The organism is Modestobacter sp. VKM Ac-2984, assembly GCF_026967985.1.
Classification (GTDB): domain Bacteria; phylum Actinomycetota; class Actinomycetes; order Mycobacteriales; family Geodermatophilaceae; genus Modestobacter.
In genome coordinates, this window is sequence record NZ_JAPVBJ010000010.1 from 86209 (window position 1) to 111272 (window position 25064).

Annotated in this window: 24 protein-coding genes; 9 read left to right on the forward strand and 15 right to left on the reverse strand. The window is 72.3% G+C overall.

Annotation, left to right across the window (positions count from 1 at the left end; genetic code table 11):
- Positions 1-10 precede the first annotated feature (10 nt).
- On the reverse strand, positions 11-1069 hold the full coding sequence (locus O2W16_RS18835) for an ABC transporter substrate-binding protein (RefSeq protein WP_269160359.1): 1059 nt from the start codon (positions 1067-1069) through the stop codon (positions 11-13).
- A 288-nt stretch (positions 1070-1357) separates the two neighbouring features.
- Between O2W16_RS18835 and O2W16_RS18840 the strand changes: the two genes are divergently transcribed.
- Positions 1358-3094 (forward strand): DUF429 domain-containing protein, encoded by a 1737-nt coding sequence (locus tag O2W16_RS18840; RefSeq protein ID WP_269160360.1) that lies wholly within the window; start codon positions 1358-1360, stop codon positions 3092-3094.
- 31 nt (positions 3095-3125) lie between these two features.
- Here O2W16_RS18840 and O2W16_RS18845 read toward each other — a convergent pair whose 3' ends face one another.
- The gene (locus tag O2W16_RS18845; protein ID WP_269160361.1) at positions 3126-3980 is read right to left on the reverse strand and encodes a helix-turn-helix transcriptional regulator; all 855 of its coding nucleotides are present in this window, start codon (positions 3978-3980) and stop codon (positions 3126-3128) included.
- A 141-nt stretch (positions 3981-4121) separates the two neighbouring features.
- Between O2W16_RS18845 and O2W16_RS18850 the strand changes: the two genes are divergently transcribed.
- The 4 genes from O2W16_RS18850 (at position 4122) to O2W16_RS18865 (ending at position 7205) form a co-directional block, all read left to right on the forward strand.
- Positions 4122-4988, forward strand: a complete 867-nt coding sequence (locus O2W16_RS18850) for an SDR family NAD(P)-dependent oxidoreductase (RefSeq protein WP_269160362.1) — start codon at positions 4122-4124, stop codon at positions 4986-4988.
- 81 nt (positions 4989-5069) lie between these two features.
- Positions 5070-5225 carry a Zn-dependent oxidoreductase gene (locus tag O2W16_RS18855; RefSeq protein WP_269160363.1) on the forward strand — a complete coding sequence of 52 codons (156 nt, stop codon included), beginning with the start codon at positions 5070-5072 and terminating at the stop codon, positions 5223-5225.
- Between the two features lie 129 nt (positions 5226-5354).
- Complete coding sequence (locus O2W16_RS18860; protein WP_269160364.1) at positions 5355-5825, forward strand: hypothetical protein; 471 nt, start codon at positions 5355-5357, stop codon at positions 5823-5825.
- 156 nt (positions 5826-5981) lie between these two features.
- Positions 5982-7205 (forward strand): DUF5677 domain-containing protein, encoded by a 1224-nt coding sequence (locus O2W16_RS18865; protein ID WP_269160365.1) that lies wholly within the window; start codon positions 5982-5984, stop codon positions 7203-7205.
- A 91-nt stretch (positions 7206-7296) separates the two neighbouring features.
- Here the strand turns inward: O2W16_RS18865 and O2W16_RS18870 are convergent, their stop codons facing one another.
- Both O2W16_RS18870 and O2W16_RS18875 read right to left on the reverse strand, forming a co-directional pair.
- Positions 7297-7659, reverse strand: a complete 363-nt coding sequence (locus tag O2W16_RS18870) for a hypothetical protein (RefSeq protein ID WP_269160366.1) — start codon at positions 7657-7659, stop codon at positions 7297-7299.
- A complete protein-coding gene (locus O2W16_RS18875; RefSeq protein WP_269160367.1) occupies positions 7656-8804 on the reverse strand; it encodes an ATP/GTP-binding protein in 1149 nt (382 codons plus the stop codon). Before O2W16_RS18875 ends, O2W16_RS18870 begins: the two co-directional genes overlap by 4 nt.
- A 116-nt stretch (positions 8805-8920) precedes the next feature.
- Here O2W16_RS18875 and O2W16_RS18880 point away from each other — a divergent pair, with 116 nt between their 5' ends.
- Complete coding sequence (locus O2W16_RS18880; RefSeq protein WP_269160368.1) at positions 8921-9892, forward strand: quinone oxidoreductase family protein; 972 nt, start codon at positions 8921-8923, stop codon at positions 9890-9892.
- Positions 9893-9928: 36 nt separating this feature from the next.
- Here the strand turns inward: O2W16_RS18880 and O2W16_RS18885 are convergent, their stop codons facing one another.
- The 7 genes from O2W16_RS18885 to O2W16_RS18915 all read right to left on the reverse strand — a co-directional run bounded on the left by O2W16_RS18885 (position 9929) and on the right by O2W16_RS18915 (position 18231).
- On the reverse strand, positions 9929-10885 hold the full coding sequence (locus O2W16_RS18885) for a VWA domain-containing protein (protein WP_269160369.1): 957 nt from the start codon (positions 10883-10885) through the stop codon (positions 9929-9931).
- The gene (locus tag O2W16_RS18890) at positions 10882-11856 is read right to left on the reverse strand and encodes a DUF58 domain-containing protein (RefSeq protein WP_269160370.1); all 975 of its coding nucleotides are present in this window, start codon (positions 11854-11856) and stop codon (positions 10882-10884) included. The genes O2W16_RS18885 and O2W16_RS18890 overlap by 4 nt, the downstream gene beginning before the upstream one ends.
- Positions 11853-13016 carry an AAA family ATPase gene (locus O2W16_RS18895; RefSeq protein ID WP_269160371.1) on the reverse strand — a complete coding sequence of 388 codons (1164 nt, stop codon included), beginning with the start codon at positions 13014-13016 and terminating at the stop codon, positions 11853-11855. Before O2W16_RS18895 ends, O2W16_RS18890 begins: the two co-directional genes overlap by 4 nt.
- 209 nt (positions 13017-13225) lie before the next feature.
- A complete protein-coding gene (locus tag O2W16_RS18900; RefSeq protein ID WP_269160372.1) occupies positions 13226-14653 on the reverse strand; it encodes a C40 family peptidase in 1428 nt (475 codons plus the stop codon).
- Positions 14654-14855: 202 nt separating this feature from the next.
- Complete coding sequence (locus O2W16_RS18905; protein WP_269160373.1) at positions 14856-16394, reverse strand: AMP-binding protein; 1539 nt, start codon at positions 16392-16394, stop codon at positions 14856-14858.
- A 97-nt stretch (positions 16395-16491) separates the two neighbouring features.
- A complete protein-coding gene (locus O2W16_RS18910) occupies positions 16492-17226 on the reverse strand; it encodes an SIR2 family NAD-dependent protein deacylase (protein WP_269160374.1) in 735 nt (244 codons plus the stop codon).
- Between the two features lie 9 nt (positions 17227-17235).
- Positions 17236-18231 (reverse strand): phosphatase PAP2 family protein, encoded by a 996-nt coding sequence (locus tag O2W16_RS18915; RefSeq protein ID WP_269160375.1) that lies wholly within the window; start codon positions 18229-18231, stop codon positions 17236-17238.
- A gap of 270 nt (positions 18232-18501) precedes the next feature.
- Here O2W16_RS18915 and O2W16_RS18920 point away from each other — a divergent pair, with 270 nt between their 5' ends.
- From O2W16_RS18920 to O2W16_RS18930, 3 genes are read left to right on the forward strand one after another with little or no spacing between them, the layout of a single operon-like run.
- The gene (locus O2W16_RS18920; protein ID WP_269160376.1) at positions 18502-21363 is read left to right on the forward strand and encodes an aconitate hydratase; all 2862 of its coding nucleotides are present in this window, start codon (positions 18502-18504) and stop codon (positions 21361-21363) included.
- The gene (locus O2W16_RS18925) at positions 21363-22124 is read left to right on the forward strand and encodes an SDR family oxidoreductase (RefSeq protein ID WP_269160377.1); all 762 of its coding nucleotides are present in this window, start codon (positions 21363-21365) and stop codon (positions 22122-22124) included. The genes O2W16_RS18920 and O2W16_RS18925 overlap by 1 nt, the downstream gene beginning before the upstream one ends.
- A 55-nt stretch (positions 22125-22179) precedes the next feature.
- Complete coding sequence (locus O2W16_RS18930; RefSeq protein WP_269160378.1) at positions 22180-22887, forward strand: sirohydrochlorin chelatase; 708 nt, start codon at positions 22180-22182, stop codon at positions 22885-22887.
- A gap of 7 nt (positions 22888-22894) precedes the next feature.
- On the opposite strand, the gene O2W16_RS18935 is transcribed toward O2W16_RS18930, so the two are convergent.
- The 4 genes from O2W16_RS18935 to O2W16_RS18950 form a co-directional block, all read right to left on the reverse strand.
- Positions 22895-23266: a hypothetical protein gene (locus O2W16_RS18935; RefSeq protein WP_269160493.1), complete on the reverse strand. Its 372-nt coding sequence runs from the start codon at positions 23264-23266 to the stop codon at positions 22895-22897.
- Between the two features lie 86 nt (positions 23267-23352).
- A complete protein-coding gene (locus O2W16_RS18940; protein WP_269160379.1) occupies positions 23353-24177 on the reverse strand; it encodes a sulfurtransferase in 825 nt (274 codons plus the stop codon).
- Positions 24174-24641 carry an SgcJ/EcaC family oxidoreductase gene (locus O2W16_RS18945; protein WP_269160380.1) on the reverse strand — a complete coding sequence of 156 codons (468 nt, stop codon included), beginning with the start codon at positions 24639-24641 and terminating at the stop codon, positions 24174-24176. The genes O2W16_RS18940 and O2W16_RS18945 overlap by 4 nt, the downstream gene beginning before the upstream one ends.
- A gap of 115 nt (positions 24642-24756) precedes the next feature.
- On the reverse strand, positions 24757-25032 hold the full coding sequence (locus tag O2W16_RS18950) for a hypothetical protein (RefSeq protein ID WP_269160381.1): 276 nt from the start codon (positions 25030-25032) through the stop codon (positions 24757-24759).
- Positions 25033-25064: the final 32 nt, after the last annotated feature.

Sequence of the window (25064 nt, forward strand, 5' to 3'; positions counted from 1 at the left end):
TCCGGCCGGGTCAGGAGGGCAGCTCGGTGAGCTCGGGCTTCTCCTCGAGCAGCTCCTCGAGCAGCGACAGGTCGAAGAGGTCGGCGGCCTCGAGGTCGATGCCGGCCGCCTCGAGCGTGGTCATGTTCTGCTCGATCAGCTCGTCGGAGATGGTGAACAGGCCGTTCGCCTCGACGTCGGGTGTGACGATCAGGCCGGCCTGCACCTCCGACTGCTCGAGCTCCTTCTGCATGTTCAGCTGCAGATCGCTGCCGTACTCCTCGACCGCCATCCGCGCGCCCTCCGCGGGGTCGGCGAGCGCGTCCTGCCAGCCGAGGATCTCCGCCTCGAGGAACGCCTTCACCTTCTCCGGCTCCTCCGCGATCATGCGGTCGGTGGTGATGACCGACTCGGCGACGAAGGGCAGCCCGTTGTCGGCGAAGGGCAGGTTGGTCACCTCGATGCCCAGCGACTGGACGGTGATGGACTCGTTGGTCAGGTAGGCCAGGAAGCCGTCGACCTCGCCGTCGACGAGCGGTGCCGGGTCGTACTCGACGGGGACCTTCTGCACGTCGGCCGGGTCGATGCCGTTCACCTCGAGCAGTGCGTCGAAGAGCGTCTCGTTGCCGCCGGCCTGCACGCCGATCGTCTTGCCGATCAGGTCCTGGGGCGTCGCGATGTTCCCACCGTCCGCGCGCGAGAGGATCGTGAACGGGTTCTTCTGGAACTTGGTGCCCACGATCTTGAGCGGCGCGTCCTCCTCGGCGATGACCTGGGCGGTGGAGACGGCGTTGCTGAGGCCGAAGTCGGCGTCCTCGGTGGCGACGAGCGTCTCGATGGCGCCCGGACCGGGGTCCATCGTCACCGAGCCGAACCCGGCGTCCTGGTAGTAGCCCTGGCTGTCGGCGAAGAACTCACCGGCGAACTCGGCGTTCTTGATCCACGACAACTGGAGCGTGAGGTCGCCGAGGTCACCCTCCCCGCCGCTGGCGGCTGCGGACTCGCCGTCGTCGGACCCGCATGCGGTGAGAACGAGGGCGGCGGCGGTCAGCAGTGCTCCGGTGCGCACGGTGCGGTGGCGGAAGGTCATGAGGTGCTCCGTATCTCAGCCACACCCTCGGCGGGGTGGGGTGCCGTCCCGGCATGGGGTCGGGCTGAAGCTAGGAGCGGGTCGTTTCGCCGTTCAGCCCCTGGTGTTTCGCGTCGGTTAACCCATTCGCCCAGCGGCGGATGCGCTGGTCGACCGGCGGCAGCGACCTGTCGATCGGACCACCCAGGTGAGCACGAGCGGCACTCCGGCCGTCGGCGACGGAGCGTCACCGGTTCGGCTCCCGCGGGAGGAGCCCCGACGAGGTGTGGGGCAGGGCAAGCTGACCCCGTGCAGCACATCGGGATCGACCTCGCCTGGGGGCTCAAGCAGCCCACCGGCCTCGCCGTGCTCGACGACGCCGGCCGGCTGGTGCACGTCTGCGCGGTGCGTACCGACGAGCAGATCGAGACCGCGCTGGCACCGTTCACCGTCGGCCCGTGCATCGTGGCGATCGACGCCCCGCTGGTGGTCACCAACGCCACCGGCAACCGGGCCGCCGAGCGGGCGCTGAACGCCGACTTCGCGAGGTTCCAGGCCGGGACGTACCCGACGAACACCGGGAAACCAGAGTTCACCGATGGTGACACCCGGGCCGGGCGGATCGGCCGGCGCCTGCGGCTGGACCTCGATCCCCGCTCGGGCCGCGACCGCCGTGGGATCGAGGTCTACCCGCACGCGGCGACGGTGGCGCTGTTCCGGCTGGGCCGCACGCTGAAGTACAACAACAAGCCGGGCCGGGTGCTCGAGCAGATGCGCGCGGAGCTGCTGCTGCTCATCGACCTGCTGGGCGCGGTGGTCGAGCTCGACCTCGGAGCACCGTTCGCCGGGCTGCGCCAGCAGGTGCAGGCCGCCACCCGCAAGAGCGAGCTGCGGGTGGCGGAGGACCAGGTCGACGCCGTGGTGTGCGCCTACGTGGGATGGATCGCCGTCCGGCGCCCGGATGAGGTGACCACCTACGGCGACGCGGCTGGCGGCGCCATCGTGACCCCGACCCTGCCGCCGGACCTGCAGCCCGGCCCCTGGGTCGCCGCACCCGCGGCCGACCCGGTGCAGCAGGCTATCCAGGCGTACGCCGACGGCCGGCCCGAGACCCTGGTCGCCGGGGCGCAGGCGCTCGCACTCGTCACCGGGGTGCTCGACGACGCGGGGATCAACTACCTGTCGGTGACCGGGCGGACCAAGACCATCGCCTCGTTCGCGGAGAAGGCGGCCCGCACGGTCGACGGCGTGCTCGCCTACCCGGATCCGGCGCGGGAGATCACCGACCAGATCGGCGTGCGGGTGATCACCTACGTGCAGAGCGACGTGGAGGCGGTCGCCGAGCTGCTGGCCGCGCAGGTGCGGGTGCTCGACGACCGCGACATGGGTCGGCGGACCGCGCAGCAGGGCCGGTTCGGCTACGCCAGCCGGCACCTGCTGATCGGCGTGGACCCGGGCCGGGTGGCCGAGCTGCCGGAGCTGGTCGGGCGCGTGGTCCAGGTGCAGGTGCGCACGGTGCTGCAGCACGCGTGGGCCGAGTTCGAGCACGACATCCGCTACAAGGGCACGGTGCCGGCCGAGCACGCCTCCGAGTTCGACCGCCGGTTCACCCTGGCCGCCGGGCTGCTGGAGCTGGCCGACCAGGAGTTCACCGCGATCCGCGAGCGCCTCCGGGCACCGGTTCCCGCCGACGAGGTCGACGACACCGACCCCGACGACCCCCGGATCGCGCCCCGCGAGCTGGCTGCGTTCCTGGCCGGGCAGTACGCCGACGCCGGCTGGTCGCGTCCGGACCACTACACCTGGATCTCCGGCCTGCTCCTGGAGCTGGGCGTGACCAGCCTGGTGGAGCTGGGCGAGGTGCTGCGCGGCGCCGACGACAGCGGCATCCCCGCCCGGATGGACTACCGCTATCCCCCGGGTGCCGTGCGCCGGCTGGACGACACGCTGTTGGCCGGCTTCGGGCAGCGGTACGTGGAGCTGCACGGCAATGCCGACCGGCGGGCCGCGCTGACCACCCGGCTGCAGCGGCTCACCGGCGGCTGACCGACGGCCGGCTGTACCCGGAGGGCCGGGGTCAGCCGATCGGGAAACGGTCGGTGCCGAGGACGGCGAGCAAGGCCAGCTTCTCGGCGTCCTCGGTGCCCGGGGTCGCGGTGAAGACGAGCAGAGACTGCCCTTGGTCGGGGTCCAGCAAGGTCTGGCAGTGCAGGTCGAGTCGGCCCAGTTGCGGGTGCACGAACCGTTTGGCGTCGCTCCACCGCAGCCCGACCTCGTGCCGGTCCCAGAGCTCGGCGAACTCGGCGCTGTCCCGCCGCAACGTGGCGACCACCTGCGCCGCCCGCGAGTCCGCGCCGTCCCGGGCCGCTGCCGCGCGGAGCTGGGAGACCTGCACCCGGCCGTTGAGCTCGTGGTCGTCGAGCAGGTACCGCGCGCGCTCACCGTGGTCGGTGAACCACCGGTAGGTCGCACTGCGCGCCAGGCCGGCGTGCTGCGTCTGCTCACCGAGCAGGGCGACGGCCGCCGGGGTCTGCAGCAGCGTCTCGCCGGCCGGCCCGATCACCTGGGCAGGGGTGTCAGCGAGGCGGTCGAGCACCCGCAGCAGAGCCGGGCCCACGTGCTGGCCGCGCAGCTCCCGGCACGCCGGCCGGTGCCCGCAGAGCAGGAACAGGTGGTCGCGCTCGGCCAGTGTCAGCCGCAGGCCACGGGCCAGCGCGGCGGCCATCTGCGCCGAGGGCTGCGGGCCGTCGCCGCGCTCGAGGCGGGCAACGTAGTCCACCGACATCGCGCACAGCTCGGCGACGTCCTCGCGCCGGAGCCCCGGGGTGCGCCGGCGCACCCTTGGGACCAGCCCGACGTCCTCCGGGCTCAGTGCTTCCCTGCGCGCGCGCAGGAAGTCACCGAGCGCTGCCCGGTCCACCGACCGCCCCATGGTCCTCCTGTCGTCGCCCCCATCGTCGCGGCCGGCAGCGTCCTCAGCCACTGACTGCTGATCAGTGGCTGGGCGTGTCCTTTCTGCTGCGCCCGCGCTGCCGTGCACTGATGCCGTCGGCACGATCGAGGAGGAGTTCAGATGAGCGAGTGGACGGCGGCAGACCTGCCGGACTCGACCGGGCGCACGGTGCTGGTCACCGGCGCGGGCCGGGGCATCGGCTGGGTGACCGCGCGGGAGCTGGGCCGGGCCGGCGCCCGGGTGGTGCTGGGGGTCCGCGACCCGGACAGGGCCCGGGCCGCGGTCGCCGGGCTGGCCGGCGAGTTCGACGTCCGCCGGTTGGACGTGTCGGACCTGTCGTCGGTCCGGGAGTTCGCCGCGGCGTGGACCGGGCCGCTGGACGTGCTGGTGAACAACGCCGGGGTCATGGACACCCCTGCCGCGCGGACGGCGGACGGCCTCGAGCGGCAGACCGCGACCAACTACACCGGCCCCTTCGTGCTGACGAACCTGCTGCTGCCGCACGTCACCGGTCGGGTGGTCAGCGTGACCAGCCAGCTGCACCGTCTGGGGAAGGTGGACGTCGCCGACCTGGACTGGAGGACGCGGACCTACCGACCGATGCAGGCCTACCGGGACTCCAAGCTCGCCCAGGTCCTCTTCTCCCTGGAGCTGCAGCGCCGCTTCACCGCGATCAGCAGCCCGGTCCGCTCGGTGCTGGCCCACCCGGGCATCGCCCACACCGGCCTGGTCGACCACTCCAGCCAGAAGCTCGTCTTGCGCCTGGGAGGCCCGCTGCTCAACGACGTCGAGCACGGCGCCCTGCCGACGCTGTTCGCCGCGACCCAGGACGTGCGGGGCAACGCCTACGTCGGGCCCGACGGCCTCGGCAGCGTCAAGGGCCACCCGACGGTGCGCCGCCAGGCGCGGAAGGGGCTGGACGAGGAGACCGCCCGCGCCCTGTGGGCGGCCACCGAGGCCCTGACCGGTGTCCGGGCCGAGTTCTAGGTGTGCTGACCGGGCAGGTCGGTCGCAAGCACTGCCGACCTCGGCACTGCGGACCTCTGGGCCGCGCCTAGCCTCACCTGCATGCGATCAGTGCAGATCACCCGTTTCGGCGGCCCCGAGGTCATGGACATCGTCGAACTGCCCGATCCCACCCCTGGAGACGGCGAGCAGCTCTTCGACATCTCCTCCTCCGGCGTCAACTTCGCCGACACCCACCACCCGGCGTCGGCCAACTAATCTGTCCGCAGAAGTTGGTCTGCGACGTCCTGCCGGCCAGGGGCTCGACGTGACGACCAGCCGCCTTCCTGCCAATCTGTCCCTTTGCTGGCATCCTCAAGGGCAGTCACGAATGGGGGGCAGACACTGGTGCGTCACGAGGATGACCCAGCGGAGTACGCCCGCCGTATTGAAGCAAAACTGTCCCCCGATCACATTCGCGCGACGCTTGCCTTCTCTGGCCTATACCAACTCACGCACGAGCAGATCAAGCGCACTGTGCTCGATGACGTGAAGAGCTTCTTTGGCTACAGCCCATTGCGCGACGGTATGTGGCTCCTCGGCGAGTCCGGTAAACGGGACTACGATGCGTCAGTCCTGTCGCGAGCACCCAAGCGCCCCTTCCAAGCTTCCCTGCTCTGGCTCGAGGACATGGAAGCGATCACCACCGAGCAGAGGAAGAGGCTCGATGCGATATATGCGCATCGACACGACCTCACGCATGAGCTCGTCAGGTACCTCGTGGACGTCGACACTGAACCGGACGTCGATCTGTTCCAGGAAGCGCTGGAGATCCTCCTGTCGATCCACCAATCTGGATTCAGGTGGAGAAGGACATAGGCAGCTTCGACGAACACGGCGACGTCCCGATCGAGGACGTGGCCCCCCTTTCCATCGCCTTCCTGCACACGTGCATCGACGCTTACGTCGCTGGGTTTCCCGACCACAGCTGACGAGCAACTGGCGACGAGTCCTGCGCGTCGACAGACTGGATGCATGAACACAGTGGGTGATTCGCGCCTCCGACAGCGGTTGGTCGGCCTGCGGGATGAGGTAGCCGAATCGGCGCCAGCGTTCACGCTCGCCGCCGACTCGGTCGCCGACGCCCTTCTCAACTACCTGGACGTTGTTTACGACGGCGAGCCCAGTCCCGCGGAAAGCTTTCCTACCATCTTCAGTCAAGGGTGCAACGACCTTCTTGATCTGTTGGCTGCGGCCATCGCCGGTCATGGCCGTCCAGCGATGCGGGCCGCGCGCGCGGTGTTCGAGTCGGCGATCGCCTTCCTCGACGTCACCACGGACGGCAGCGCGGACAAGCGATACATGGACCATCTGTGGGTCACGGCCTATCTGGAGTCCGGCCTGTCACTCGGTGAAGACTTGCTAACGCCGGAAGAGCGGGCCGCTGAGGAGGATCGTCGCCGGTGCTACCGGGCAAGCGCCGAAGAGACGTACGCGGAGCTGGTGTCGGATGAGGGCTACGGCAGACGTTTCGTCAACGGGTGGGCCCGAGGCGACCTCGCAGGCCGGGCCCGCGCGCACGGTCACGAGCATCTGTACGCGCCGTACAAGGTGGCATCTGGCGTCATCCACGCCGGTGCCGGTGGCGGGTACGGCACCGAAAACCTGATCGGTGGCCGACAGATCGTTCGGACCGGACCAGCGTTGGCGATCTGCCCTCTGGCCGCGATCTATGGGCTCAGGAGTTTCCGCCTCATGGTTCCTGCCCGAGAGCAGGATGCTGGTCATCCGTTGACGATCCTGCTGGTCGAAGCTCTGGATGACTTGGAGGAGGCGTGGCCAGCCTACCGCCGGGCCATGATGGATCTGGATGCACGCACGTGGCCTACCGATCCGCCCGAGCAAGGTCTGATTGCCGTGGCTCACGTATCGGTTGACGGATCCGTAGCCTGGTACGTCGCGAACCAGCGAAGCAAGCACCTTGCCCTCACGAGCGCCCCCGCCCGACTCCCAGTGGGCTTCGACCTCCTCGTACGAGCCACCAAAGAGGCCGACAGTCCTCTTGGAGCCTCCGCATTCTTCATGATCGATGGATTGTTAGCGACCGTGCCCGCTGAGCCGACTTGGACAGAGCTCGAAGAGCTGTCGCCAGGCGCGATCATGATGCGCGTCGAACTTCCTGGCGACCGCCCTGGAGAAGGGCCACCTAAGAGCAGGGCGGGGTCTCATGAGCATCTACGCGAAGACGGCCATGACTGAACTCGTGCTGGGCGGCTTGATCGACTCTCTGATCGACACTTCCCTCGGAGCCCTACGTCCGACCAGCGAGGAGTGTCGCAGGGCCTGAGGACTATTCGTTGGCCGGTGACGGCTGTGGCAGCTCCCAGACCCGCTGGAAGTCCTCGGCGACGAGCGGCCAGATCCGCTGACGCCCCGTCTCGATCGAGTCGAGTTCGTCGGCCAGGGCACCGAGGACGACAAAGTCGTGCGGAATCACCCTGCCGGCCCGGTCTCGCCGGCCTCCCGGGTCCGGAAAGCGCAGCGCCACCATCTCGGGCTGCGCCTCGGTCGCAGTCACACGACGGCATGCCTCCGGCGAGTCTTCAAGACCGGAGAAGGCGGCGTCGTAAAGCACCAGCGGATCCCCGGAGGCGTCATTCCGGAGGAACCGAAAACCCCACGCACGGCCGCGCGTGGCCCAGATCAGGCTCAACGGAGACTCCTGAGCAGGATCCGCTCCTTTTCGCCCCGGTCGAGGTCCATCCCGAAGCGGGTCAGCGTGGCTCGCAGGTGGTCCTGCTTGGCCAGCGCCTCTGAGTTGACCTCCTTGAGTTTGTCCCCAGTCAACCCGGCCGCTTCGGCCAAGCTGGGTCCGACGATGTTCAGCACGAGCCCCACGACCCCGAGGAACTTGCTCTTGGTCCCGACCAACGCAGCAGCCAGGGGGCCAGCGCCGCGCAGCAGCATCTCGACCACCTTCCCCTGAAGCTCCTTGGTCTGGGCCCAGTGAATGTGGCGCTCGAAGGGCAGCATGGCGGCCAGGGGCAGGACCATGTCGACACCGATCCGCTCGCTGACCTCGATCCTTTCTGCGCCGAACTTCGCTGACGAGAGCAGCACGAAGTCCTCGCCGACGGACAGCGCGTCCTTGGCCTCCACCAGTCCGGCGAGCTCCTGGCGCAGTGCATCAAGGTCATCGGTTGCCTTCTCGATGACGAGATCTCTGAACGCGAACACGTCTAGGTCTGGCAACAGATCGGATTTCGACAGCCCCAGCACCCAGATACGCGGGAACTCTATGAGCGGCTTCCCGTCCTCGAGCAGGTCGTCCCTGAGGGACAGCAACCCGTTGAGGAAGTTGGCGAACAGCGACTTCAGGTATCGCTCCTCCTGCCCGGCGTTCTCCACCAACCGCTGAGCGTCCACCAGCAAGAGTGCGACATCCGAGCCCAACAGGGACTTGAAAGTGTCGACTCGGCGCTGTGCCTCCTCGGGCCCGCTCACGTCTTGCTCGAACCACTCCCCCGGGTAGTCGTGCCAGACAAGGCGCAGGGCGTCGAACGGCTTGTCCTTCATCGCCTTAGTGCCGGACCCGTCCTTCAGCTTGATCGAGAAGGAGTAGGACGTCCCGGTGAAGCGGTTGGGAGCGGGCAACTGCGCTGAGTTTTTCATGCCGAGGTAGTTCCGGTGCAGCCGAGCGCCTTGGCCGATGTCGTCGGCCACGACGTGGAAGAGACTCTGCTTCCGGTACTGGGGCTCTTGGGTCGCTCCGTAGAACGAGGAGATCAGGACCGTCTTGCCGCTGCCGCCCTCACCGAACACCGCAATGTGCTGCTCCAGCGCTCTGCTCACGTCCATGCGCGGAGCGTAGACACCATCGTCGTCGGGTCACCGTCCACAGGCCCGCCGCATGTCCCAAGCAGGCGCCCCTCCCATGCCACCACCCGCATAGCCGCCTCTCTAACCTCCCTTTCATGCGATCAGTGCAGATCACCCGCTTCGGCGGCCCCGACGTCATGGACATCGTCGACCTGCCCGACCCCACCCCTGGGGACGGCGAGCAGCTGTTCAACATCAGCTCGGCGGGGGTGAACTTCGCCGACACCCACCAGACCGAGGACAGCTACCTCGCCAAGCAGGAGCTGCCGCTGATCCCGGGGGCCGAGTTCGTCGGCACCCCGGCCGGTGGCGGCCAGCGCGTGGTGGGCTTGCTGCCCGGCGGCGGCTACGCGCAGCAGGTCGCCGCGCACCCGCGGCTGACCTGGCCGGTGCCGGACGGGGTGACCGACGAGCAGGCGCTGGCCGTCGTCCTGCAGGGCGCCACCGCCTGGCACCTGCTGCGCACCTCCGCGCACCTGGCCGAGGGCGAGTCCGTCGTCGTCATCGCCGGCGCCGGCGGGGTCGGCACCCTGGCGATCCAGCTGGCCAAGCGCTGGGGCGCCGGCCGGGTGATCGCCACCGCCTCCAGCCCGGAGAAGCGGGAGCTCGCCGCGTCCCTCGGCGCCGACGCCACCGTCGACCCGGCGCTGGCGAACGACGACCCGAAGGCCTTCACCGCCGCCCTCCGCGAGGCCAACGGCGGCAGACGAGTCGACATCGTGCTGGAGATGACCGGCGGCAACGTGTTCGACGGGTCGCTGTCGGCGCTGGCGCCCTTCGGCCGGCTGGTCGCCTACGGCATGGCCGGGCGCGAGGCCCCCGCCACGGTCGCCGTCCCCGCGCTGATGGGCACCAGCCGGGCGGTCATCGGGTTCTGGCTGGCGCACTGCATGACCCGGCCGGAGATGATGGACGCCGCGATGACCGACCTGCTGGCGATGGTCGCCGACGGCAGCCTGAAGCCCGTCTCCGGCGGCCGCTACCCGCTGACCGCCGTCCGCGAGGCCCACCAGGACCTCCTCGCCCGCCGCACCACCGGCAAGCTCGTCCTCGACCCGAACCGCTGAGCACCGGTCCCTCCCCGGGCGCACCCGGGGAGGGACCTACAGCAGCCGGTTGGTCCAGAGCAGGGACGCGACGACGCCGAGGAACGCGAACAGCACGCCGCCGCGGACGAACCACGGGCTGATGTCCTGCGGCTCGGTGGTGTAGCCGATCTGGCTGCCCAGGTCCTCGAAGACCTCCGACAGCTCCGCAGCGCTGGCGGCCTCGCTGTAGCTGCCGTCGGTCTCCTCGGCGATCTGCTCCAGCGTGGCCCGGTCGACCGGCACCGGCACCCGCTCGCCGTTGATGTCCAGCGTCCCGTAGTCGGTGCCGAACGCGATCGTGGAGACCGGCACCGAGGCGTCGATCGCGGCGTCGATCGCCTGGGTCGCCTCCCGGCCCACGGTGCTGTACCCGTCAGACAGCAGCACGATCCGGGCCGGCGGCGCCTCCATCCCCTCCGAGGCCAGCGTCGCCTGGTAGTTCGTGATGGCGGTGAGCGAGGTGAAGATCGCGTCCCCGATCGCCGTCGCCTCGGCGAGTTCGAGGTTCTCGATCGCGGTGCGCACCTCCTCCCGGTCCGTCGTCGGGGTGACCAGGGTGGCCGCCGTCCCGGCGAAGGCGACCAGCCCCAGGTTGATCCGCTCCGGCAGCACCTCCACGAACTCCTCGGCCGCCAGCTGCATGGCCTGGAAGCGGTCGGGCTCGACGTCGGTCGCGCGCATCGACAGCGAGACGTCGACGGCCATGATCACCGTCGCGCGCTCCCGCGGCACCCGGACCTCGGTGCTCGGCTGCGCCAGCGAGGCGACCAGCACCGCGAGCCCCAGGGCGACGAGCCCGAACGCGACGTGCCGGCGCCACCCGGCCCGCTTGGGCACGAGCGAGCCGAGCAGGGCCACGTTGGTGAAGCGCGCGGCGTACTTGGCGCGGCGCCGCTGCAGCAGCACGTAGAGGCCGACGAGGGCCACCACCGCCAGCAGCCCGGCCAGCCACCACGGGGACTGGAAGGTCATCGGGAAGCCCCTCCGCTGCCGGCGCGCCGGCGGTCGGCGACGTAGCGGACGACGTCGGTCAGCCAGTCGCGGTCGGTCTGCAGTCTCAGGTGCCCGGCACCGGCCCGGCGCAGGGCCGCGGCGATCTCGCGCCGCTGGGCGGCGGCGCCCTCGGCGAACCGGCGGCGCACCTCCGCGTTCCCGGTGGGCACCTCGAGCGTCTGGCCGGTCTCCGGGTCGACGACGGTCAGCAACCCCACGTCGGCCAGCTCCAGTTCCCGCGGGTCGACGACCTCGATGGCCAGCAGGTCGTGCCGGGCCGACAGCCCCCGCAGCGGGCGCTCCCAGTCCGCGGTGCTCTGCGCGTCCGAGCCGAGGAAGTCCGAGATGACGACGACGAGGCCACGCCGCCGCGGCGGGCGGCGCAGCGACTCCAGTGCGCTGGCGAGGTCGCCGCGCCGGCCGGCCGCGGCCCGCGGGGTGGCGACGACGGACCGCAGCAGCCGGTCCGCGGCCAGCCGCCCGGGGCTGGCCGGGTACCGGTCGACCCGCTCGCCGGTGGTGACGACGGCGCCCAGCCGGTTGCCGCCGCGCACGGTCAGGTGGCTGACCGCCGCGAGGCCGGCGATCGCCAGGTCCCGCTTCTCGCACTCGGCGGTGCCGAAGTCGAGGCTGGCGGAGAGGTCGAGGACCACCCAGGTCTCCAGCTCCCGGTCGGCAATCGTCTCCCGGACGTGCGGCACCTGGGTGCGCGCGGTCACCGGCCAGTCCATCCGCCGGACGTCGTCCCCGGGGTGGTAGGTGCGGGAGTCACCGGCCTCGCTGCCCGAGCCGGGCACCAGCCCCAGGTGGTCGCCCTGCAGCAGCCCGTCCAGCCGACGGCGGACGGTGAGCTCGAGGCGGCGCAGCAGCACCGCCGAGTTGCTGCCGGGGCCGAAGTGCGGCGGGGCGCCGTCGCCCGGCGCCCGGCCGGTGGGGTCCGGGCCGGTCACACCGGCTGCGGGCCGAAGCCGCCGTCGGCACGACCGCCGCCCTGCGGAGCACCGTTCGGACTGCCCTGCGACGGACCGAAGGACGAGGCGCCGAAGCCGGGCACCGACGGCCCGCCGGGGGAACCGGGCCCGTAGCCGGCGGCGCGCTGCCGCGGGGTGACCTGCGGCAGCGGCACGCTCTGCACCACCCGCTTGACGATGTGGTCGGCCGGCACGCCGTCGGCCAGCGCGTCGTAGGAGAGCACCAGCCGGTGCCGCAGCACGTCACCGGTCACGTCCAGCACGTCCTGCGGCAGCACGTAGTCGCGGCCGCGGATCAGCGCCAGAGCACGGCTGGAGGCGATCAGGCCCAGCGAGGCGCGCGGGCTCGCGCCGTAGGAGACCCAGTTCGCGACGTCGGGCATCCCGTGCTCGTTCGGCGCCCGGGTCGCCACCACCAGCCGGACGACGTAGTCGACGAGCGCGTGGTGCACGAACACCTCCGACGCGGTGCGCTGCAGCCGGCGCACGTCCTCGGGCCCCAGCACCGGCTGGGCCTCCGGCGGGGTCGAGCCCATCCGGTAGATGATCTCGCGCTCCTCCTCCGGGCTCGGGTAGTCGACGAGCACCTTGAGCAGGAAGCGGTCGCGCTGGGCCTCTGGGAGCGGGTAGACGCCCTCGTTCTCGATCGGGTTCTGGGTGGCCAGCACCAGGAAGGGGTCGGGCAGCGGGTGGGTGACGCCGCCGATGGAGACCTGCCGCTCGGCCATGACCTCCAGCAGCGCCGACTGCACCTTGGCCGGGGCCCGGTTGATCTCGTCGGCGAGCAGGAAGTTGGCGAAGACCGGCCCCAGCTCGGTGGCGAAGGTGTCCTGGCCGGACTTGTAGATGCGGGTGCCGATGATGTCGGCCGGCACCAGGTCGGGGGTGAACTGCAGCCGGGAGAACTTCCCGCCGACGACGGTCGCGAGGGTCTCCACGGCGAGGGTCTTCGCGACGCCGGGCACGCCCTCGAGGAGCACGTGCCCCCGGGCCAGCAGGCCCACGAGCATCCGCTCGACCAACCGGTCCTGGCCGACGATGACCCGCTTGATCTCGAAGAGCGCACGCTCCAGGCGCGCGGCGTCGACCGAGGGCGGGGTGGGCTGTTCGGGGGCGGGCGAGCTGCCTGCGGCGGTCACGCGTCGAGTGTCCTACACCTGGCTGTGCGACCACGGGGCCTGCACGGTCCGGTCGCCGAGGACACCCCGTCCACAGGCGTCGTCGCCCCTGCCCGCAGACCGGCCGGGCTGCTAGCCTGACGCTCGCGTCGGGCAGCTCCCCCCGTGGCTGCCCGACGCCTTTCTGCGCCGGCCGCCCCCGCTCCGACGGCCCCTCCCCGCCGCCCGCCTCAGCCGGTGGGGCGCACCGCGCCGAAGTAGTCGCTGCCGAACCACATGGTGCTGATCCGCACCACGTCACCGCTCTGCGGCGCCTGGATGACCTTGTTGCCGCCCAGGTACAGGGCCACGTGGTAGATCGAGTTGTAGTTGCTGCCGCTCCCCCAGAACACCAGGTCGCCGGCCTGCAGGTCGTTGCGGCCCACCGTCCGGTCGCTGAAGCGGGCCCACTGCGCCCGGCTGGTGCCCCCGATGGCGATCCCCGCCTGGGCGTAGGCGTACTCGGTCAGCCCCGAGCAGTCGAAGCCCCAGATGTGGGTGTCCGGCGGGATGCCCCAGCTGGGACCGCGGCTGCCGCCACCACCCCAGGAGTAGGGCAGGCCTTGCTGGGTCTTCGCCGCCGCGATGGCGGTCTGCACGGCCGACCCGGACGGCGCGCCGGCGTTGTTCGGCACCGGGGCCGGGGCCGGGGCGGGCTTGGGCGCCGCCACCGGGGCGGGCGCGGGCCTGGGCACCGGAGCCGGTGCAGGAGCGGGCGCCGGCGCCGGCGCCGGGGCAGGGGCAGGCACCGAGCTGCCGCCGCCCGAGGAGGACGTCGAGCCGCCGGAGGACGACGAGGGCGCTGGGGCCGGAGCAGGTGCCGGTGCCGCTGCCCGCTGAGCAGCCGCTCGCTCCTCGGCCGCCCGGCGCGCACCCTCCAGGCCGTACAGCGTCTGCTGCGCCTGCTCGAGGTCTGCCTCCACGGCATCCTGCTGTGCGACCAGCGCGACGGCCTGCTCGCGGGCGGCGACCTCCTGCTCCTGTGCGGACGCCAGCAGCTGCGCTGCCTCGGTCTTCAGCGTCTCGGCCTCGCCCACCGCCTGCTGGGCGGTCTGCTCGGCGACGGTCGCCTGCTCCTGCAGCACGGTGAGCTCGGCGACGACGTCGACCCGGTGCTCCCCCACCGCAGCGAGCAGCGCAGCGCGCTCGATCAGCTCCCCCGGGCCACCGGCCGTCATCAGCGCACGCGCCCCGGAGCTGGTGCTGCCCTGCTTGTAGCTGTCCCGAGCGAAGGCGGCGACCTCGCCCTTGCCCACCGCCACCTCGGCGGCGGCCTGGCCCGCCGCTGCCTGGGCGGCGTCGGCGGCGGCGCGCGCCTCGTCGTGGTCGCCCTGCCGCTGCTCGTAGTCCTGCAACGCCAGCAGCGACCCGATCCGGGCCTGGTCGACCGCGGCCTGGGCACCGGCGAGCTGACCGGTGATGGCCCCGACCTGGGCTGCAGCCTCCTCACGGGCGCGCTGCGCTGCGGAGATCTCACCGTCGCTCGGGGCGGCGAGGGCCGTCCCGGGGGCGCCCACGAGGCACGCGGCGACGACGGTGCCGGCGGCGAGCGCACGCTGCACCCAGCGGGCACCCGTCCGTCGTCCTGTGCTGACCTGCGTACCGACCTGTGCGTGCACGAACCCGACTCCTCCGTTGCCCGGCGCCAGGTGGTGCGGCGACGCCGGTCTCGACCAGTCCCGGCACACCCCTCGGGGTGTGCTCTCGCGGGGTCATCGACCGGATCGGGTGAACGGCTGAGGATCGTCGGAGGGACCTCCCCCGTCGGGGTGAGGCGGTGCGGGCACGCACGGTCACCGCCCCCCTGGGAGGGGGCCTCCCTCAGTTCACCTGGCGCTCGGAGTCGGCCCAGAAGGACTCGCGCAGCTTGAACTTCTGGATCTTGCCGGTGGCGGTGCGCGGGATGCCGTCGCGGAACTCCACCCGCTTGGGTGCCTTGTAGCCGGCCAGCGTCGTCCGGCAGTGGGCGATGATGTCCGCCTCGGAGGCGGTGGCGCCCTCGGCCAGCACGACCAGCGCGGTCACCATCTCCCCCCACCGGTCGTCGGGCACGCCGATCACCGCGACCTCGGCGACGGCGGGGTGGCTGAAGACGGCGTCCTCCACCTCGATGGAGGAGACGTTCTCCCCGCCGGAGATGATCACGTCCTTCTTCCGGTCGGAGATGGTGAGGAAGCCGGCGTCGTCGACGGTGCCGCCGTCGCCGGTGTGGAACCAGCCGCCGTCGAGGGCGTCGGCGGAGGCGTCCGGGTTCTCCCAGTAGCCGGCCAGCACGGTGTTGCCCTGCGCCAGCACCTCGCCGGACTCGCTCGTGCCGATCCGGGTGCCCAGCGCCGGCACCCCCGCCCGGGACAGCGCCTTCGCCCGGGTCTGCACGTCCATCTCGTCGTACTCGGCCCGGGGCCGGTTGATCGTCAGCAGCGGCGCGGTCTCGGTGAGCCCGTAGATCTGGTTGAACTCCCAGCCCAGCTCCTCCTCCACCCGGGCGATCGTGCGCGAGGGCGGCGGCGCCCCGGCGACCACGATCCGCACCCGGTCCCGCCCGGGCACCTCGCCGTCCCAGTCGGCGGCCGCCTCGAGCACGGCGTTCCAGACGGCGGGTGCACCGGCCATCAGCGTGACGCCGTGCCGCTCGACCCGGCGGAGGATCTCGGCGCCGTCGACCTTGCGCAGCGCGACCTGCGTGGCCCCCATGCCGGCCGCCGTGTAGGGCAGCCCCCAGCCGTTGCAGTGGAACATCGGCAGCGTGTGCAGGTAGACGTCGCGGTCGCTGACCTGCATGTGCAGGCCGAACGTGGTGGCGTTGACCCAGAGGTTGCGGTGGGTCATCTGCACGCCCTTGGGCCGCGCCGTCGTCCCGCTGGTGTAGTTGATCGTCGCGGTGGCGTCCTCGTCCGGTGCGGACCACGGTCGCGGCTCCACGTCGTGCCGGAGCAGCCCGGACTCGTACTCCTCACCCAGCAGGAACCGGTGCGGGACGTCGATGCCCGACAGCTGCGACTCCACCTCCGGGTCGGCCAGCAGCACGCGGGCGCCGCAGTGCTCGACGATGTAGGCGAAGTCCGCCGGTGCCAGCCGGAAGTTGACCGGCACGAGCACCCGGCCGAACGAGGGGACGGCGTAGAGCAGTTCCAGCAGCCGAGCCGAGTTGTGGCTGACCACCGCCACCCGCTCCCCCTCGCCGACGCCCAGCGCGTCCAGCCCGGCGGCGACCGCCCGGGCCCGTCGGGCCACGTCGCGGTAGGTCAGGTCGCCCAGCGAGGGCGCCGGCTGGCTCGGCTCGTCGACGACACCGAGCCGGTCGCCGTAGACCAGCTCCGCCCGGTCGAGGAAGTCACGGGTGGTCAAGGGCACGCGCATGCCGGGCTCCCCGGTGCCGGGGCCGGCTGCGGTGCCGGCCGCTGTCCGAACGTGGTCGGCGTCACGCTAACGGGCCGGGGGCGCTCCCACGAGCCGCTCAGTCCGCGGCGGCCAGCAACCGGGGCAGGACGGTGCCGATCGGCTCCCGCACGACGAGGTCCGCGAGCCCGTCGTAGGGGGTCGGCTCGGCGTTGACGATGACCACCCGGGCGCCGGAGGCGGCGGCCACCTCGACCAGCCCGGCCGCCGGGTGCACCCCCAGGGAGGTGCCGACGGCCAGGAAGACGTCGCAGTCGGCGGCGGCCTGCGCGGCGGCGTCGAGCACGTCGGCGTCCAGCGCCTGGCCGAAGCTGATCGTCGCGGACTTGAGGATCCCGCCGCAGTCGGCGCAGGCCGGGTCGGGCTCGCCGGCGTCCACCCGGGCCAGCGCCGCCGTCATCGGCGTCCGCGCAGCGCAGGACAGGCACTCCACCTCGCGGACCGTGCCGTGCAGCTCCAGCACCGCGCTGCTGCCGGCGGCGGTGTGCAGCCCGTCGACGTTCTGGGTGAGCAGCGCCCGCAGCCGGCCCTGTCGCTCCAGGTCGACCAGCGCGGCGTGGCCGGCGTTGGGCCGCGCGTCGGGGGCGGTGTCCCGGCGCATCAGCCAGGCCCGGCGGCGGATCTCCGGGTCGGCCACGTAGTACGAGAAGGTGACCAGCTTCTCCGCGTCCGGGTCGCGGGTCCAGACGCCGTTGGGGCCGCGGTAGTCGGGGATACCGCTGTCGGTCGAGATGCCCGCGCCGGTGAGCACGCAGATCCGGTGCGCCGCGCGGAGCCAGTCGGGAGCGGTCACCTCCCCAGGCTAGGCAGCCACCGCCTCCCGCTGCGGCGCGCCGGCCTCGGCCGGCAGGGGCGGTCGCCGGACCGCGCGGGACGCCGCCGCGACCAGCCGCGGCACCAGCAGCCACACCGCGACGGCGTAGACCGCCCCGAGCAGCGTGTCGACCACGTAGTGCTCCCCGGACCACACCAGCACGACCGGCATCGCCACCGCGTACGCCGCCAGCGCCATCCGCTGCCAGACCCGGTGCGCGACCGGCAACAGCACCAGCGCCGTCAGGACGGCGAAGGCGGTGTGCAGCGAGGGCACCGCCGCCACCTGGTTCACCTGGCCCTGCCCGGAGGAGAGCAGGGCGCCGGCCTTGTCCAGCCCCAGCACGGCCCAGCCGGAGTTGCTCAGCCGGTCCACCTGCGCGATGACGCCGTCCTTCGCGGCCAGCCAGGGCGGCGCCGCCGGGTACAGCACGTAGGTGACCAGCCCGGCCGCCGACAGCCCCACCACCAACCGGGCGTAGGCGGCCCAGCGGGCCCGGTCGCGCAGCCAGAGGACGCCGAGCACCACCGGCGTCACCACGAAGTGGCTGCTGTAGACCAGCGACGCGACCACCGTCCACCACGCGGCGCCCCAGTGGTCCTGCAGCCACACCGTGGGCAGCACGCCACCGGCGAGCCACCGGTCGGCCGTCGCGAGCTCACCGACGGCCACCGGCATGCCCAGCCCGTCGGCGAACCCGCGGCTGAGGTCGTAGAGCAGCAGGACCCCGGCCAGCGGCAGCCAGTCGGCGAGCAGCCGGAGGAGGGCGGGCCACCCCCGGCCCAGGGACTGCACGGCCAACACCGCGACCACCCAGCCCAGCAGCACCAGGCGGTCGGTCGGCAGGCCGGTGACGACGCAGGTGGCGAGGAAGGTGGCCAGCAGCCCACCGGTCCCCAGCAGACGGGCGCCGCGGTACCGGTCGGCCGGGACCGGCAGCTCGACTGCGGACGTCGTCGTCCCAGTGGTGTCCGCGAGGGTCATGGCGCGGCACGCTAGGTGACCCGGTGCACGCGTGGGGGCCGCCGGTGCACGGCGCGCCGCGGGCCCGGGTCTCCCGGGGCTGCGGTGGCTGGCCGGACACCTGAGGTCGCCGGCGCTCCCTGCGCCGACCGCCGTCCGTCGCCGAAGTGCTCACCGAGGGTGAGGAAAGGGTGGCCTTGCTGCGCATACCCGGCCGGGTGCTGGGATGATCGGGGGTGGCACATCGAGGCGCAGGACGCGCGCAGGACCAGCGAGGGTGAGGCGCAAGCAGTGGCAGCCAGCAAGGACAGCTTCGGAGCCCGGGCGACGCTCGACGTCGACGGCACCGAGTACGACATCTTCCGGCTCGACGCGGTGGAGGGCGCCGACAAGCTGCCCTTCAGCTTGAAGGTCCTGCTGGAGAACCTCCTGCGCACCGAGGACGGCGCGGACATCACCGCCGACCACATCCGCGCCCTGGCGAACTGGGACCCGGCCGCGGAGCCGGACCAGGAGATCCAGTTCACCCCGGCCCGGGTCGTGATGCAGGACTTCACCGGCGTCCCGTGCATCGTCGACCTGGCCACCATGCGCGAGGCGATGGCCGACCTCGGCGGCGACCCGCAGAAGATCAACCCGCTGGCGCCGGCCGAGCTGGTCATCGACCACTCGGTCATCGCCGACGTCTTCGGCACGCCGGAGTCCTTCGAGCGCAACGTCGAGATCGAGTACCAGCGCAACGGCGAGCGCTACCAGTTCCTGCGCTGGGGCCAGGGCGCCTTCGACGACTTCAAGGTCGTCCCCCCGGGCACCGGCATCGTGCACCAGGTCAACATCGAGCACCTGGCCCGCGTGGTCTTCCCGCGGCAGGAGGGCGACCGCACGCTGGCCTACCCCGACACCTGCGTGGGCACCGACAGCCACACCACCATGGTCAACGGCCTGGGCGTGCTGGGCTGGGGCGTCGGCGGCATCGAGGCCGAGGCCGCGATGCTCGGCCAGCCGGTCTCCATGCTGATCCCCCGGGTCGTCGGCTTCAAGCTGTCCGGCCAGCTGCCCGACGGCGCGACCGCCACCGACCTGGTCCTCACGATCACCGAGATGCTGCGCCAGCACGGCGTGGTCGGGAAGTTCGTCGAGTTCTACGGCGCCGGTGTCTCGGCGGTCCCGCTGGCCAACCGCGCCACCATCGGCAACATGAGCCCGGAGTTCGGCTCCACCGCGGCGATGTTCCCGATCGACGAGGAGACCATCACCTACCTGGAGCTGACCGGCCGCAGCGCCGAGCAGGTCAAGCTGGTCGAGACCTACGCCAAGGAGCAGGGCCTCTGGCACGACGCGTCCCGCGAGCCGGTCTTCTCCGAGTACCTCGAGCTGGACCTGGCCACCGTCGTCCCCTCCATCGCCGGCCCGAAGCGCCCGCAGGACCGGGTGGCGATCACCGACGCCAAGGAGGCCTGGCGCGAGGCGCTGCCGGCGTACGTCTCCGACGGCGAGACCGGCGGGGAGGACCGGAAGCCCGGCGTCCCGTCCAACGAGCAGCCCTACGGCGTCGAGTCCGCCGCCGACGAGGCGTCCGCGGAGTCCTTCCCGGCGTCGGACCCGGTGAGCCCGTTCGGGCACGGCAACGGCGAGGCCGGCAAGCCGCACCCGTTCGTGGCCGACCACGTCCTCCCCGACCGGGCGAACAAGCCGACCAAGGTCGTGATGGAGGACGGCACCGAGACCTACGTCGACCACGGGCACGTGGTGATCGCCGCCATCACCTCCTGCACCAACACGTCCAACCCGCAGGTCATGATCGGCGCCGCGCTGCTGGCGAAGAACGCCGTCGAGCGGGGTCTCACCAGCAAGCCGTGGGTGAAGACGACGCTGGCGCCGGGGTCCAAGGTCGTCATGGACTACTACGAGAAGGCCGAGCTCACCCCCTACCTGGAGAAGCTCGGCTTCTACCTGGTCGGCTACGGCTGCACCACCTGCATCGGCAACTCCGGCCCGCTCCCCGAGCCCGTCTCGGCCGCCGTCAACGAGGCCGACCTCGCCGTCGTCTCGGTCCTGTCGGGCAACCGGAACTTCGAGGGCCGGATCAACCCCGACGTCAAGATGAACTACCTGGCCAGCCCCCCGCTGGTCATCGCCTACGCGCTGGCCGGGTCGATGGACGTCGACCTGAACAACGACTCGCTGGGCAAGGACACCGACGGCAACGACGTGTACCTGCGCGACATCTGGCCCTCGCCGCAGGAGGTCCAGCGGGTCATCGACCACGCCGTCTCCGCGGAGCAGTTCGGCCGCAGCTACCAGGACGTGTTCGCCGGCACGGAGCAGTGGCAGGCGCTGCCCACCCCGGAGGGCGACACCTTCGAGTGGGACGCGGAGAGCACCTACGTCCGCAAGCCCCCGTACTTCGACGGGATGCCGGCCGAGCCGGCCCCCGTCGAGGACATCGCCGGGGCGCGCACCCTGGCGGTGCTTGGTGACTCGGTGACCACCGACCACATCTCGCCGGCCGGCTCCATCAAGGCCGACAGCCCGGCCGGGAAGTACCTGCAGGAGCACGGCATCGAGCGCCGCGACTTCAACTCCTACGGCTCCCGGCGCGGGAACCACGAGGTGATGATCCGCGGCACCTTCGCCAACATCCGGCTGCGCAACCTGCTGGTGCCCGGCACCGAGGGTGGGGTCACCAAGAACCACCTGACCGGCGAGACCACGTCGATCTACGACGCCTCGCGGGCCTACGCCGAGGCCGGCGTGCCGCTGGTGGTGCTGGCCGGCAAGGAGTACGGCTCCGGGTCCTCCCGTGACTGGGCGGCCAAGGGGACGGCGCTGCTCGGTGTCAAGGCGGTCATCGCACAGAGCTACGAGCGCATCCACCGGTCGAACCTGATCGGCATGGGCGTCCTGCCGCTGCAGTTCCCCGAGGGCGAGTCGGCCGAGTCGCTCGGCCTGACCGGGGACGAGGAGTTCACCATCACCGGGGTCACCGCGCTGAACGACGGCACGATCCCCCGCACGGTGAAGGTCAAGGCGGGCGACGTGGAGTTCGACGCCCGCGTCCGGATCGACACCCCCGGCGAGGCGAACTACTACCGCAACGGCGGGATCATGCAGTACGTGCTGCGCTCGCTCCGCGGCACCGTCTCCGCCTAGTGGACCTGGGCCTGGGCGGTCGCGGACTCCTGCTCACCGGCGCGAGCCGGGGGCTGGGGTTCGCGACCGCCCGGGCCCTCGTCGACGACGGGGCCCGCGTGCTGATCAGCTCCCGGTCCCCCGAGTCGGTCGACGCCGCCGTCGCCTCGCTCGGCGGGGCACCGGCCGCGTCCGGGCTGGCCGCCGACCTGGCCGACCCCTCGGCTGCCGAGGAGCTGGTCGGCGCGGCCGTCGACCGGCTGGGCCGGGTCGACGGCGCGCTCATCTCCGTCGGCGGGCCGGCACCGGGCAGCGTGCTCGAGGTCTCGGAGGACGCCTGGCGGGCCGGGGTCGAGAGCGTCCTGCTCGGGCCGCTCCGGCTGATCCGGGCACTCGTGCCGCACCTGTCCACCGACGCCGCCATCGGGCTGGTGCTCTCCACCTCGGTGCGCCAGCCGATCGGGCACCTGGCCATCTCCAACGGCCTGCGGCCCGGGTTGGCGATGACCACCAAGGCGCTGGCCGACGAGCTCGGGCCGCGCGGCATCCGGGTGTTCGGGCTGCTGCCCGGCACGATCGCGACCGACCGGGTCACCGAGATCGAGGCGGCCTCCGGCGACCCGGCTGCCGCCCGCACCCGCACCGAGGCGTCCATCCCGCTGCGCCGGGTCGGCCGTCCCGAGGAGTTCGGCGCGGTCGCCGCCTTCGCCCTCTCCCCCGCCGCCTCCTACGTCACCGGCACCATGCTGGCCGTCGACGGCGGCATCACCCGCGCACTGTGACGCTCTCCCGCCACCACTGGTCGCTGACGACGGTCTCGATGCCCAGGAGGCAGCCATGAACGACCTCTCGCAGCCCGTGCTGGTCGCCTGCGCCCACGGCACCCGCAACCCCACCGGTCGGCGGCTGATCGGGCAGCTCGCACTCGCCGCCCGCGCGCTGCGGCCCGGGCTCACCACCACGGCCGCCTTCGTCGACGTGCAGCCGCCCACCGTCGTCGACGTCGTCCGCGGGCTGGGCGAGTCGGCCACCCCGGCCGTCGTCGTCCCGCTGCTGCTGTCCGGCGGCTACCACGTGCACGTCGACATCGCCGGTGCCGTCGCCGACCACCCGTCGGCGGTGGCCGCCCGGCCGCTGGGGCCCGACGCCCGGCTGGTGGGCGTGCTCACCGACCGGCTGGTCGCCGCCGGTGCGGACCGTGACGACCCGGCCACCGCGATCGTGCTGGCCGCCGCCGGCTCCAGCGACAAGCGCTCGGTGCAGGACGTCGAGGACACCGCCGCGCTGCTCCAGCGCGACTGGGTCGGCCCGGTCACCACCGGCTACGGATCGGCCGCCCGGCCCACCGTGCCCGACGCGGTCGCCGCCGCACGGGAGGCGGGCGCCCAGCGGGTGGTGGTCGCCGCCTACCTGCTCGCGCCCGGGCACTTCCACGACAAGCTCCAGGGGGCCGGCGCCGATTGCGTCACGGCGCCATTGCTGCCCGACGAGCGGATCGCCGCCGTCCTGCTCGACCGGTACGACGCGGCCCTCACCCCCGCCTGACCCGGCGTCACTGCAGGGCGAGCACCAGGCAGACGACGGTCAGCGCCAGCGCCACCGGCGTCATCACCAGGCGCTCCGGGACGCTGCGCGAGACGCCGTTCATCAGCACCCCGACGGCGAAGTACGCCGTCAGCACCCAGATGGCCACGTCGGCCACGCCGCGCGGCAGGACGTCCAGCGCTCCGGCCACCTGCAGCAGCAGCGCGGCGACGAGCCCGTAGACCACGATCGACACCGCGCTGCCGATCCGGAGGCCCGTCGGCAGAACGACGTGCTGACCGCCCCAGGCGAACCGGCCCAGTGGGGCGCCGGCGATCAGCGACACCTGGAAGACGGCCAGGCCGCCGAGCAACGCGACGCCGACGACGGCAGCGACCATGATCACCCGGCGCACGCTACCGACCCGAGACGATCTCCCACGGCTTCGGCCACCCCGTCAGGGGCCAAAGTCGCGATCTTGGCCCTTCAGGGGCCGGTGGCGACCGGGCGATCCGGGTCGTTCGACCACTGCGACCAGGAGCCGGGCCACAGGGCGGCCTCGACGCCGGCCTCGGCGAGCGCGGCCACCTGGTGTGCCGCGGTGACGCCGGAGCCGCAGTAGACGCCCACCGTCGCCCCCGGCCGGACGCCCAGCGCGGCGAACCGGTCGGTCAGTACAGCCGCTGTAGCGAACGATCCGTCGGGGTCGAGGTTCTCCGTGGTGGGTGCGCTGACCGCCCCCGGCACGTGGCCGGCCCGCGGGTCGACCGGCTCGACCTCGCCGCGGTACCGCTCGCCGGCCCGGGCGTCCAGCAGCACTCCACCGGCCATGGGCAGGGCAGCCGCCTCGTCAGCGGTCAGCACGGGCATCCCGCCGCCGGTCAGCACCACGTCGCCGGGATCGCGGACGACGTCGCCGCGCTCGAGCTCACCCCCGGCCGCGGTCCAGGCGGTGAGCCCACCATCGAGGATCGTGACCTCGGTCAGCCCGCCCCAGCGGAGCAGCCACCAGGCCCGGGCCGCCGCCAGGCCACCGGTCGCGTCGTAGACGACCACCCGCGAGCCGGTGGAGACGCCCCACCGCCGGGCAGCTGCTTGCAGTGCCTGTACCGACGGGAGCGGATGGCGACCGGCCGCCGATGAGGCGCCCTCGGCGAGCTCGGTCGGCAAGTCGACGAAGACGGCGCCCGGCAGGTGGCCGGCCAGGTACTGATCCCGGCCGTCGGACCTCCCGAGCGCCCAGCGGACGTCGAGCAGGACGACGTCCGCGGTGCGGCCGAGCAGCTGCGCCGCCGCGGTCAGCACGGTCACCGCGCGACCTCGTGCCGCGCTGCCTCCAGTTCCGCGGTCAGCGCGGTGAGCGCGTCGGCCCGGCCGCCGTAACGGGCCGGGGTGCTCTGCAGCAGGGCGATCTTCCACCGTCCCGCCTCCTCGACCGCGGTGAGCGCGTGGACCATGTGCAGCGCCGGATCGACGGCGTCCTTGCCGGGGGGCACCATCCCGGCCACCGCGTGCAGCACCACGACGCGGTCGGTCAGCTTGCGCACCGAGCGCACGACGCCGACGAAGGTGGGGGTGGCGTGCTCGGTGAACATCCGGCGCATGTCGGCGGCGATGCTGAGCCGGCCGCTGCGCAGGGTGCCGTCGAGGTCGATGACCTCGCCGTCGTCGGCGAAGACCGAGGACACCGTGACGCCGCTGCGCTGGTTCCATCCCGCCAGGTACCGCGCGTACAGCGCCCGGATCTGGGTGTCCTGCGGATGACCTGCGCTCAAGGGAGTGCTCCTGCGGGTGGTACGAGTGGGTCGAGAGTGACCGTAGTGTGCCCGCCCCGCCGGGGCCGACCCCGTGCCCTCGAGCCGCGGTCCGACCTCGGTCCGGATGGGCCGCTCAGAAGGCGGCGAGGGGTTCGGCCACGAACCCGCCGTCCCGCTGCGACACGTGCCAGACCCGGACGTCCTTGCCGCCGATCTCGTCCTTCTCGTGGAAGCGGACCCGATCGTCGAGCCGCACCCCGTGGCCGCGGACCAGCAGCGGCCCGCCGCTGTCGACGGTGAACTCGGCGTCCCCGAGGAAGAGCTCCAGGGACGGGACGTCGCCGGCCGGCGGCACGGTCACCGGGCACGGCCGGCCGGAGGCGACGGATGGCGGCGGCTGGATGGTCATGGTGGGCCTCCCACGGCTCGGGTGACGGGCGC